Genomic DNA, 12,641 nt, shown 5'->3' with positions numbered 1-12,641 from the left:
ACAACATTTTGGAAAAAGCGAAAGTCATATTGGTAATGTTATGCGGAGTGATTACCGCGAGTCCGTCAATTTGTGCACAAGAACTGGCAGAAGCCTACCATGATCAATTTCTCACAGGCACAGCCATCAGTAACGATACTTTGAGTAAAGCGTTACCCGCTACAGATACACCGGTTTGTAAGGAATTCAATGCCTTCACTGCAGAAAATGCTATGAAGTGGCAGTCCTTGCAGCCCCGTGACGGGGAATTCGATTTCACCCTGGCAGATAAGCTGTTCGAGCTGGCAGACAGATGCGGAGCTTCAGTCATTGGCCATACGTTGATCTGGCATCAGCAAACACCAGAGTGGGTTTTTAAAGATGAAAAAGGCGCTGAGATCAGCAGAAAGCATTTACTGGAGCGCATGAAAGAACACATTTATACCGTTGCAGGTCGCTATAAAGGGAGAGTACTGGGATGGGATGTGGTGAATGAGGCTTTAAACGACGATGGAAGTTTACGTGATACTCCCTGGAGAAGAATTATTGGCGATGACTACCTGATTCAGGCTTTTCGTTTTGCCAGGGAAGCAGATCCTGATGCTCAGTTGTACTATAACGATTTTAATTTATATAAGCCCGAAAAAGTGGCAGGTGCAGTCAGGCTGATACACCAGCTTACCGACGCCGGAATCGATATTTCCGCAGTGGGGATGCAGGGCCACTACTCATTATTTTATCCGGAGCTGAGCGCTGTTGAAGAGAGCATCAAGACTCTTATCAGTGCGGGAACTAAGGTTTCTCTGACAGAACTGGACGTGTCAGTGTTACCCGTCCCGGAGGAATCTTTTGATGGTGCAAACGTAAATCAACGGTATGTGGCTGATCCATTGTACGACCCCTACAGAAACGGATTGCCAGAGTCAGAGCAAATGAGATTAGCTGATGTCTATGAAGGTCTTTTCTCCTTGTTTGTGAAATATGCTGCACATATTGACAGGGTGACGCTTTGGGGAACGTCTGATGATGAATCCTGGCGAAATAACTGGCCTGTCCGTGGACGGGTGGATTATCCGTTACTATTCGACCGGAATGGCCAACCAAAGCTGGCCTACAAAGTAATAGTAAAAAAAGCACCATAGGTGCTTTTTTTGTATTTGCGAATGTCACTGTGAATGTAAGCGCTCTAATGCTTCACTGAAGCACAATACTGACTGACAAATGCCTCGTGCCCGGGTAACTGAGCTACCCGTTGTTTAATTTCCTGTTTGCCTTTTTCCATAGCTGCGCTAAGTTGCCCGCTACTCATCATTTTTGCTGCGGGATGCCAGGAGCCCGGCAAAATTCCTTGTCCGAGCATTACCTGAGTCCAGGAATCAACGCGAAACAACTCACCGTTTTTCTGAAAAGCATGACCATGTTCTTTAAATAATTCAATACGTTCAGCCAGACTGTCCGGAATGTTCATTTTTTTGCACATTTTCCAGAATTCAGAATCGTCCCGTTCTGTTACATGATAATGCAATATAATGAAATCACGTATCTTCTCTATTTCGGCCCGCGTTTGATTGTTATATTCATTACGCAGGCGGGTAGCATCTCCCCTGTAAGGAAACAGCTGCATAAGCCGCGTTATACCCGTTACTATTAAATGAATACTGGTAGACTCCATGGGCTCAACGAAACCCGCAGAAAGCCCGATAGCAACACAATTGTGTTGCCAGGCATGGTCACGTCTGCCAGTTTTAAATTCTATGCGACGAATTGTTTGCAGTGGGGCAGAATTCAGCGTCTTCTGAAATTGCAATTCAGCCTGTTCATCTGTGAGGAATTGACTGCTGTAAACGAATCCGTTGCCCATTCTGTGTTGTAAAGGTATTTCCCAGCGCCACCCTGCTTCATGAGCAGAAGCTACTGTATAGGGCTTTAATGGCGGAGCCAATTCAGTTTGTACGGCCAGAGCCCGGTTGCAGAAAAGCCAGTGAGACCAGTCTTCATATCCGGTGTTAAGGGCTTCACCAATCAGCAGAGCTTTAAACCCTGTACAGTCAATAAAGAGATCACCCGTTAACAACCCCTGCTGCCGGAGTAAAAGCGCATAAATATCTCCAGACGGGGCACGGTTGACCGCTTCAATGTTATCAACAATATGAGTGATGCCAGAGTTAACGGCTATTTTTTTCAAATAGGCAGCGTAAGCTCCGGCATCAAGATGATAGGCGTAGTTGAGAGGAGAATTTTGCGTTGAGGTGAAGAATTTATTAGCTTTGGCCGCTTCCAGCTCCAGACAGTATTCTCCGTATTCTCCGGGTATGCCTCTTTCGTGAGCCTCTCTCCAGAAATGGAAAAATTCAGCCAGCCAGCCTGATTGCCCGGTTTGCCCGAAAGAGTGAATATACTCAGTTTGTTTATCGCCGAAATCAGTGAACTGAATACCCAGTTTAAAGGTCGCGGAGGTCGCCCGCATAAATTCAGCTTCATTAATTCCCAGCAACTGGTGAAAAACGCGAAGAGGGGGGATAGTCGCCTCACCAACCCCAATAGTCGAAATATCAGAAGATTCAACCAGTGTTATGTCCACTAACGGACCCAGCTTTTTTGCAAGTGCTGCGGCAGTCAACCAGCCTGCAGTACCACCACCGGCAATGACAACGCGGGTTTTCTCTGATTGGGTGTTTGAATCCATTGGCGAAACCTATTGATTTAACTGTCGTATTAATATGGCTCTGAGTTGCCTTGCTGTATTCTCATCCAGTGTAGCGAGGGGACCTTTTGCCTCTTCGGGAATATGGTCCGTATTACTCTCACTGGCGGAGAAAATGTAATAATCGAATATGGCTTTCCAGGCCTTTTTTTCGTGAACGGGTTTATCTCTGATGGCCAGTATACTGTGCAGCAGAGCACTCATGCCTCCTGCAAGGTAGTCCGGTGCCATACTCCACCAGTAGTTGATCATAATGTTGAAAGCATGCAGACCTTCTACCTGATGCCACCACATGGACGGGATATAGATAGCATCGCCGGGCTTGAGAGTAACTTCATAGCCATGTTCCCGCGCGCGGGCAAACTCAGGAAATTTTTGTAAATCGGGGTTGTGTATATCTACCAGCGTCACAGGCTGTCCCCCCGGGGTAATATGAAGCGGACCGGGATAAAGATGCTTAATCTGCTCAGGGGGGAAAAGATTAAAGCGCCTTTCTCCGGCTACACAACAGGCAATATTTTCCAGCGCGTCGAAATGGGCGCAGGCGATGGAATGATTCCCCATCCAGATACTTGCTAAGGGCGGAGCAGCTTCCGGGTGGGTAATTGCCGGTGGTAACCTTAGTGAATGTTCACATAACAGTCCGGGAAAGTGGGTTTGAAGTTGGTTCGAAGCAACATAGCGGGAAGGTGGATTAGCCTCGTTCAACGTTTCTGTAATTTCATCAAGCATAGTTGAAACGCTGCCGTATACACTTTCGTAGTTTAAGTGCGTCAAATCAGGGCCGTAGGCGAACCGGCCGGAAACGCCGGGCGGAGCCTGGTATATCATTGCCGGCCTGCCATTATATGCCTGCTTGATTCTGTTTATCAGACGGGGCACATCGCCGGAATCCTTCACTGCGGGCCATGACTGAACTAAACCACGCATAACCAGGGGTTTATGTCTTAAAATCAGGTCTGATGGGATTGACGTCGGGGTTAAATGCGCTGTCTCCTCGACAGGAAGCCACTGTCGCTCGTTCACGTCCTGACAATCTCCATTGCATTTTTCATTTCAATGAGCCAATTCATATTTGCCAGCGAGGACTGAAGAAAAATTATATAATTCAACCAGCCTTTCCGGTGCAGTTCTGACAGTGAATGTGAAGGTAAAGATGCGAACGTTTCACTGCAAATAGTCTCATGACCCTCAACGGAGATTTTCTCTCCTGAATTCAATGTAAGAGTAAAGTTAACGGGCACAAGTAGATTCAGGTGATCCATTTCCCGGTAGAATAAATCCGCTTCTTTTTGACCTGTATCCAGCCGCTGAAGTGTTGAAGCTATTTTTTGCAAATAACCACTCTGGCCGCCCTTGGGTAAGAATACAGCAGTGCCTCCGGCTGCATCATGTGAGATTCTGGGATGGTCCATATCAACATGTATAACCGGCTCAGATTGGCCGTCCTGTTGCTGATATCCAATCATAAACGGGCCTTTTGCAATCATTGCCGGCACATAGCGGGCCATCCAGCTGCCTGCTGACGGTGGTGAAGGGTAGAGATCATTCAGAAAAAGATTTTCCTGTGCAGAAAAACCGAGTAATGCTACTGATTGCAGACCGTGTGTGGGATGTCTGCGCAGTAAAACAGGGTATTCTTTGTGCAGATCGTCATACTCGACAGGAAAAGTAAGTACGGAGCCAACGTTATCGCCATATTGCGCCCCGTAACGGGTAAAAACCCGTAAATCTTTATGGCTAAGGTTATTGAGTAATTGTAGTTTTGCCACAGGACTTCCATTTATTCAGATATACAGCCGCAACCGGCGTCTCTTCCGGCCGCGGCTAGCTATTATTGTCAGAAGTTATAACGGGCGCCTAGCTGATAGCGGGCTCCCAGATCTTCCAGATACCACAACTGGTTTTCAGTACGCCCATGCTCGCGACGGTTCTCTCCGGTAATATTAATACCTTCAACAAACACTGTGAGTTGTTCATTAATGGCGTAACTCACGTTAGCATCTATCTGCGCATAACTTTCAACGTAAGTGGGATTATTTGAGCCGCGATAGTTTATGCGGTTCAAATATTCATCACGCCAGTTATAAGCTACCCGCGCTGTCAGACCGTCTTTGTCGTAAATAAAAACAAAGTTGGCAGTGTCACTCAGGCCGGCAAGAGCAAACTGTGACACATCCGGGCTTCCGTTGTTATCAAATCCGATGTCGCCCCGAACCAGGGTATAGTTCGCCTGGAAACCGAAGCCGGACTCTCCGAAGAAGTGTTGGACAGCAAGTTCTGCTCCGTACAGTTTGGCTTCACGGTTATTTTGAGGCAAGCTGGTTCTGAACACCATTTCAGGATCGCCTTCTTCAGGCACGATATCCCATCCCGGTGTTTCCCCCAGTTGTAATAACTGTTCTGATGAACCGGTGTAGTCATCCGCGCCGTTGGGGAATGCTTCGGGATGTTCGAGCAGAACCATCATGGCAAAAAGTGAGGTATCATCCACTGCATAACCGCGGTCTCTGAGCGCTTCCGCAGCCGCCAATGCCCGTGGTCCGTTAGTCTGATCGAGGATGTCAAAAAATGTGCGATCTTCCTGGCCTGTCCCGATAAAGTTAGCCACACGTTTTTCGAAGAAGCCTATTGATGCGTAACTGTTTTCCTCAAAATACCACTCCGCTGAAACATCAAAATTATCTGACTCAAGAGGGAGTAGTGCAGGGTTAGATGAACTGGCCGTGGGTCTGGTGCCGTTAAGTGTCGAGCCTGATGTACCGAAACCGCTGGGCGATACCCGCAAATCACCATAACCTGCTCTGGCGATAGTTTTGCTATAAGAGAATCTGGCTTTCACCTCATCTGTTAGCATAACATCGAAGTCAAAGCTGGGGAGCACGTGATCATAATCAGCGTCCACAGACAGCGGAATTGTATCTGTATCAGGATCGGTATAGAGACTGAAGTCGTTGTTGTTTTCCCAAATCAGATAACTGGGGGGCGTGACCAGAGATGTTGAAGTGACGTCGGTTTTTTCGTAACGGACTCCGGCCAAAAAGTTAACTGGCATATTGCCAAGTTCGCCGCTCAGTGCAACCTGAAAATATGCGGCCATAGTGTCTTCTTTAACCACATCGTTGGTTGAGAAAATATTGCTGACACCGAAATAATTAGCATCTGAAGGGTAGAGTGCTAACCCCTCACGGGCTAAGGCTACAGGATCAGCGACAAAACCCATTCCCTGACTTTGCCCGGTGTCAAAGTCATCAAACAGACCGGCTACATCGAGAGGTTGAAGGAGTCCTTCGGAAAATTCTCCCGGATTCGCTATGCCCCAGTTGCCTAGTGTCATATTGTCGCCGGCCGTCTGCCGCGCAATCATTTCCATAGCTCTGGTTTCAACACCAAAATCAAATTCCCCGCTGTCAAACATCCATTTACCGTCAAGTTTTAATTGACTTATTTCTGTTTCCTGAGAAGCGTGTCTGAAGCGTAAAATCGATGAACCAACATCTCCGGCGTCAACTACACCGTTCCCGTTTCCTCTTGCACTATCATCGTAAACATTCCGGTATGTCGGCAGTTCCGTATCGAACCACCACTCGCGGGAAGTAACAGTAGGGGAGCCTATACCAACAGCAATCTCACCTGAGGCAGCATTGTCACTGGGACCTGTAGGCAAACTTTCCATTTTGGAATTATGAGCATCAAGCGACAGCAGAAGATTGTCAGAGGCGAAATATTCAAGATTAATACCTACAGAATTGAGTGTATTAGTTTGTTCGCGCCATTGTTGTTCATAACCTTCGTCCACGGTACCGGGATAAGACTCTGCAATGTAGATAGGTGTTGCAATGGGACCGTCATCAAATACCACAGCAGTTACGTTGGAGCCGTTTTGCACCCAGTTGCCTATTTCACCACGATGCTCCTGTATATCATTCTCTGCATAAAGATAATCCAGGGTCGCAACAAGGTTATCTGAGGCAGCGTATTGCAGAGTTAACTGTGCGTTGGTACGCGTTCTTTCTGTATCCGAAAATGCATAGCGCAAATCGTTGGGACGGGCATAAAGCTGACCCACTTCAGGTGCGTTTTCATATATATCCCCGCTGTTGTTAAACAGGGTGTCCGGATCGTTAGGGTCGCCCCAGGTTCCGATGTTCCAGTCGTTAACTGTTGCGCCAACATATCCTGAATGACGTTCCTGTACACTTCCCGTTAAAGACACGCCAAATTTTGCGTCATCATCAGTCCAACTGATTAAACCGGAGAGCTCTGGTGTAACATCATCACCTGCACGGTTAGTGGTATCATGCACTGCTTTTGCACCTATGGTGGAGCGAAAGCCGGGGGCATCAAGAGGGCGTGCCGTTTTGATATTCACAGTTGCACCAATGCCACCAGTAGCGATATTTGCTTTGCTGGTTTTATATACCTCAACGCCCCGTATGCCTTCAGATGCCAGGTTAGCGAAATCAAAAGCGCGGGTACTACCTCCACGGGTCGTACCGTCTGCTCCGCTACCACCGCCATAGGTTTGTGCTGCAGGCATCATCCGACCATTCAGGGTAATCATGTTGTTGCCGCCGCCAAAGCCCCTCACGGTGATTTCGTTACCTTCGCCGTTTGTACGGCTGATGGAAACACCGGTTATCCGTTGTAAGGATTCTGCAAGGTTTGTATCCGGAAATTTCCCGATGTCTTCAGCTGAAATTGCGTCTACAACCCCTACAGAATTTCTTTTTATCGAAGCCGCTTCAGCCAGGCTGGAGCGTAAACCGGTAACTTCTATAACTTCGACCGGATCTTCCGTTTGTGCTGTCGCCGGTAAAATGACTACCGTCCCAAGTATTACTGATACAGCTTTATTTACTATTGATTGTCTGAACGTGTGCTGTTTGTTCATTACATTAGTCCTGTTGAGATGTGCCCGGGCTATGTACACATAGCCCAACCTTTTCCCGTCAGCATCTGGTTTATTTAGAGATTTCACGCTGTCGCTTAAGCGCCAATTACGTGACCATGATGTTAACGATGTGTAAATACTTTCACTTTACAACATGCAACAGGTATTATTTTTTTTTACTTCAATGTGTTTTTTTTACGCGGTATACCCGCGCAGAAATGTCTCTGAGAGGTATTATGGTGACACACTCATTTCGAAAGGCGCTGCGGGCAAACCGCTCAGGTCATAAACAGATACAGCAGGATTATCGGCCCATGCATAACGCACTTTTTCAGGTTTACTGATTGCAGGATGGGACAGAATTACCTTATTACCCTGAAGGGTCGACTTTGCCCATTTGTAATTACCATCTGCGCCGGCCATGGCAAAGCTGGCCGGGGTATCGTTAAAACGTTCATGGTCCAGTGGCGAGTCGAAAGTAAGCTCAACTTGCTTACCTGAAGATTTTACTGATTTAACTATTGGTCCGTTAAAGTCCACGTTTTTCCGGTAAACCATGTTTTCTGCGGCAAGTGCCACTCTGTGGCCAACTTCACGCTTATTTACAGGGTGAATATCGTTCCATTCACCTATGTCGATTGTAACAATAAGGGCGGTCGCGGGGTCGGCTGCTGCTTTGGCTTGTTCACCACGAAGTTCTGCCCAGCTACTTTCGCCCGGCTCAGGTTTCCGTTCCATAAAATTTGTCAACTGTATGATGAAGAAAGGCAAATCGGGTGCCTCCCAGCGGCTACGCCAGTTAGCCATCATGGCTATTAATTTATCGCTGTATCCGGAAGGACGGGAAGCGTTAGACTCCCCCTGATACCACAATACTCCCGATAACGGATAGCCTGCAGCCGGCGCTATCATCGCATTGAATAAACCCATGGGTTTCCAGCGAATAAACGTGGTGGCCGGGGTCTCAGTTGTGAGGTATGACAATTTATACTTCCAGTCACCGTCCAGACGAATGCTGCTACCTTCAGAGGCGCCTAAAAAGTATGGTTTGTCTGTTACAAAACCTGTTGCGCCACCATTGGAGGTTACTCTGACGGTGATCACATTGTCCCCTTTTTTTAATGCCGATGCCGGTACAGTGTAGCGTCGGGGTGGATACTGATAGGTGGTGTTACCAACTTTTACTCCGTTTACCCATGCTTCATCAGCATCAACAATGCGACCTAATCGCAGAATAAAAGATTGGTCGGGCACGCTGTCAAGATGGACATGTTTTCTTAACCACCAAACCCCGGCAAATCCCTCATCATAACCTTTTAGATCTCCCGGCATCGCAATTGACTGCCACTGACTATCATCCAATTCAGGTGTATACCAGGGCGTTTCCTGCATGCCTTTGTCCTTATCATTCAGCGTCTTATACCAGTTATCAACTGCTTCCCGTTCTTGTTCCTGTGTTCTGATAATATTTTCTTGTTTTGCGAAAAAGTCACCTGCCGCTATTTCATCAGGATAAGGTGCCAGCGTTTCTCTGGCCATCCAGGCTTCGATGGGAGAGCCTCCTAAGGCAGCGTTTATTATGCCTACCGGCACATTCTGAGAGTTATGGATTTTGTTGGCAAAGTAATAACCTACAGCCGAAAGTTGTCTGATATTTTGCGGGGTAGCAGTGAGCCATTTGCCAGCTTCATAATTTTTGTTTTCAGCATCAAAACGATATTTATCCGGAACTGTAAATTCACGGATGAGAGGGAAATCAGCCTGACTGACATCTTCAGGGTAGGCTTCTTCAACCCTGGCCATGGTAAGCTCCATGTTTGATTGCCCTGAAGCCAGAAATACATCTCCGAAATATATATCGGAGAATGTCAGTTCGCTGTCACCTTTAATCTTCAGTGTGAAAGGTCCTCCGGCTTCTCTGGCTGGTAAGTTTATTTCCCACTGGCCGCTGGTCACTTTGGCTTTTCCGGTGAGTGTATCGTTCAGCCAAATTGAAACCGTTTCACTTTCTGAAGTTCCCTTCACCGGAATAATGTGATTGCGTTGTAGTACCGCACTATCGGAAATGAGGCGGTGCACAGTCAATGCCTGGACCGGACAGCACAGAAGAATAAACATACTGATAATTAAACGGGTCATGAACACTCCTGAAATGTTTCGATACAGACATGCAGACCCGGTGCCTGCACATCTGTCATATGATTAAATTGACTTAAGTAATATCGTCGAGGTGCCAAGTTCCGGATTCGTTGCGGAAAGCGTGATATCGCCTGCTTCACCTCTGTTACTCTGCACTATTACAAGTAGTTTTCCGCTGAAAGCGTGCCTTTTTTGTGAAGCGAATGAAGTAAAATCAGTGGAGTCTCCATTATCCGTGGCGATGATGCGGCCCGGTCCGTCTAAGGTAAAAGATATTTCGTTCACAGCATCTGGTACGAAGACGCCATTTTCATCCACAATATCGACGGTGATAAAAGAGAGATCTTTGCCATCTGCATCAATTGTTTTCCTGTCTGCTTGCAACTTCATTCCGTGAGGAGCACCTGAAGTGGTTACCTTGTCTGTTGCCCATGGTTTTCCATCCTTGTAGGCAATGACCTCTACCGTGCCGGGTGTATAGCGGACGTCATCAAAACGCAGGCGGTATTCAAGATCGCCTTTCTTTTTTCGTCCCTGTGATTTTCCATTTATGAAAAGTTCAGCTTCATCACCGGAAGTGAAAATATGTACCGGTGTAATTTCCCCTTCACGTCCCGGCCAATTCCAGTGAGGCAGAATATGAGCCATCGGATAATCCGGTCTCCACTCGCTTTGATAAAGATAGAAACGATCTTTTTTAAATCCTGCCAGGTCTATCATGCCCGAATAAGAACTGCGGGCAGCGTAATACGGTGTTGGCTCACCGAGATAATCAAAACCATTCCATACAAACTGTCCGGCGACAAAGGGATAGGTCTCCATATATCTGAATACTTTATCTGCAGATGAGCCAAAGTCGACGGCGTGCAACTCGTAACTGCTGACCTGATGAATCTTCGAATTACCTCCAAGACCGTCCCGAACAGGAGCACTTTCCTTTTTTGTCACAGGAAAAAAATAGATTCCTCTGGAACTGAACGCCGAGGCAGTTTCACTGGACAAAACAACCTTATCAGGATGAGCCTCATGAAAGGCTGGATAAGATGGCGGGGTGCGAATGCGTTCTGTTCCTTCAAACTCCGCTGCCTGACGAATGCCTTCCCCCTGGTAATTCAGACTAATTAAATCCATGGCTGCGCTGAAAGGGAAGTCTGCTTTTGCCCAATTCATGGAAGAGGTTACCGGGCGGGTAGGGTCTTCATCTTTAACGATAGCTTTCAGAGTCTGTGCAATATCGGCACCTGATTGACCTGTGTATTGTTCACCCACCTCGTTTCCTATGTACCACATAATCACTGAAGGATGGTTTTTGTCTCTTCGCACAAGGGCCCTGAGATCCTGTTCATGCCAGTCAGCAAAAATCAGATGAAAATCTAACGGGGTCTTCTTTTTATACCAACTGTCAAAAGACTCATTTAATACCAGTATCCCCATTTTATCCGTTAGCGTAAGCAGTTCCGGAGCCGGCGGATTATGTGCCATGCGAATTGCATTTACTCCCATCTCCTGAAGTAATTCCAACTGCCTGCGAGCTGCGCGAAGATTAAATGCCGCTCCCAGTGCGCCTAAATCATGATGCTGATTAACACCTTTCAGAGGTATGTGCTGGTCGTTTACCAGCACTCCGACATCGGGATCGAACGTCAATTTTCTTATCCCGAATGGAGTAATGTACTGGTCTATTTCTTTTCCCTTGTATATCACGGATGTGACAAGTGCGTATCGGTTAGGTGTCTGGTAAGGAGCCGGGCCCCAAAGCTTTGGCTTATCAAGAACTGTTGAAGCTGTTGTTTTATGCTGTTGTCCCGCAGAGAGTTTAACTTTCTGTTCAGGAAGCTCCTTTACCGGGCTGTCACCCGGAAGATCTTGCCCGGTAAGTTCGTGAATACTTTGCTTCAGCGTGACTTCACTGCTTTCGGAGAGGTGATTCACCAGCGTTGTTGCAATGGAAATGGTGGCTCTATCTGCGGAAACTGACGGGGTAATGATTTGTGTGCCCCAGTGACTGACATGTATTTGCGCAGTTTTTTCCAACCAGACATTGCGATAAATTCCTCCCCCCGGATACCAGCGGGAGGATTTCGGTGGGTTATCGAGTCTGATAGCTAATTGATTCTCGCCATTTTTTGCAAGGTAAGGTGTCAGGTCAAGACGGTAAGAGCTGTAGCCATACGGCCAGCCTCCCACAAGATTACCATTGAGCCATACCATCGAATAAGACATGGCACCGTCGATGTGAAGGTAAACTCTATTGTCTGCGTCATTTGCACCGGTAGAAAATTGCTTTCTGTACCATGCTACGCCGTGAGAAGGGAGGCGGCCCATGCCTCCCCCGACCTTGGGATTCTCGCCGCTATAAAACGGACCAGCGATGGCCCAGTCATGAGGTAAATCAACTTTTTGCCAGCTACTGTCGTCAAAGCCTTCCTGAACGAAAGGAAAATTACTCCCCGGTTTTCCCTCTGGCCTTTCATAACGCTTTTCAGAAGCCCCCAAAAAGTTGTTTCCAGAAGGAAGAATCCAGGGCTTCAATGCATTGTTGCCACTTTCAGTAACTACGGCATCAGTAGGTTTGGTGTCCGCGGCCTGGCTGTCATTGTACTGCCCTGTGGATGGACGATTATCATATATTAGAGAATCAGGAATCTCACTGTCAGCATAGCGATAAAAGCGCCAGTCGCTGGTAAGGTCTATTCTCTCGCGCTGATTAGCTGATGTGGCAGAAGCCAACAACATTGTTGTCAACAACGCCAGGCACTTCAAATACTTAGGCGATAACATATTCTTCTCTGTTAATAAAATGTGACTAACTGAATTCTTCAATAAGATATACAGAGAAGTTGGGTGTTTAAAAGCCAAAGAAAAAATAAGTAAACAGTTTACGAAATTTCTCAAGCCCTTTATTAAAGACGAGGAGAGGGAAAA

Annotated in this window: 7 protein-coding genes; 1 reads left to right on the top strand and 6 read right to left on the bottom strand. The window is 47.0% G+C overall.

Annotated features, from left to right (window positions below):
- The first annotated feature begins 8 nt into the window (after positions 1-8).
- Complete coding sequence (locus ACXAGC_RS05940) at positions 9-1,121, top strand: endo-1,4-beta-xylanase (protein WP_474843246.1); 1,113 nt, start codon at positions 9-11, stop codon at positions 1,119-1,121.
- 44 nt (positions 1,122-1,165) lie between these two features.
- Here the strand turns inward: ACXAGC_RS05940 and ACXAGC_RS05935 are convergent, their stop codons facing one another.
- The 6 genes from ACXAGC_RS05935 to galB form a co-directional block, all read right to left on the bottom strand.
- Positions 1,166-2,665, bottom strand: a complete 1,500-nt coding sequence (locus tag ACXAGC_RS05935; protein ID WP_474843244.1) for a tryptophan halogenase family protein — start codon at positions 2,663-2,665, stop codon at positions 1,166-1,168.
- A gap of 9 nt (positions 2,666-2,674) precedes the next feature.
- A complete protein-coding gene (locus ACXAGC_RS05930; protein WP_474843242.1) occupies positions 2,675-3,709 on the bottom strand; it encodes a cupin-like domain-containing protein in 1,035 nt (344 codons plus the stop codon).
- Positions 3,706-4,455 (bottom strand): SapC family protein, encoded by a 750-nt coding sequence (locus ACXAGC_RS05925; protein WP_474843240.1) that lies wholly within the window; start codon positions 4,453-4,455, stop codon positions 3,706-3,708. Before ACXAGC_RS05925 ends, ACXAGC_RS05930 begins: the two co-directional genes overlap by 4 nt.
- A gap of 68 nt (positions 4,456-4,523) precedes the next feature.
- Positions 4,524-7,577, bottom strand: coding sequence for a TonB-dependent receptor (locus tag ACXAGC_RS05920; protein ID WP_474843238.1), 3,054 nt, complete (start codon positions 7,575-7,577; stop codon positions 4,524-4,526).
- 234 nt (positions 7,578-7,811) lie between these two features.
- On the bottom strand, positions 7,812-9,716 hold the full coding sequence (locus ACXAGC_RS05915) for a sialate O-acetylesterase (RefSeq protein ID WP_474843236.1): 1,905 nt from the start codon (positions 9,714-9,716) through the stop codon (positions 7,812-7,814).
- Positions 9,717-9,779: 63 nt separating this feature from the next.
- Positions 9,780-12,497 carry a beta-galactosidase GalB gene (gene galB, locus ACXAGC_RS05910; RefSeq protein WP_474843234.1) on the bottom strand — a complete coding sequence of 906 codons (2,718 nt, stop codon included), beginning with the start codon at positions 12,495-12,497 and terminating at the stop codon, positions 9,780-9,782.
- Positions 12,498-12,641: the final 144 nt, after the last annotated feature.

It is taken from the genome of Alteromonas sp. AWJ4_197 (genome assembly GCF_056160285.1).
Note: the sequence above shows the minus strand (reverse complement) of the source record. Positions and strands in the feature narration are given on the sequence as shown.

Excerpts from the sequence above, each read along its gene's own strand:
- ACXAGC_RS05935 (WP_474843244.1), bottom strand. The coding sequence starts at position 2,665 with ATGGATTCAAACACCCAATCAGAGAAAACCCGCGTTGTCATTGCCGGT.
- ACXAGC_RS05915 (WP_474843236.1), bottom strand. The coding sequence starts at position 9,716 with ATGACCCGTTTAATTATCAGTATGTTTATTCTTCTGTGCTGTCCGGTC.
- galB (WP_474843234.1), bottom strand. The coding sequence starts at position 12,497 with ATGTTATCGCCTAAGTATTTGAAGTGCCTGGCGTTGTTGACAACAATG.
- ACXAGC_RS05920 (WP_474843238.1), bottom strand. The coding sequence starts at position 7,577 with ATGAACAAACAGCACACGTTCAGACAATCAATAGTAAATAAAGCTGTA.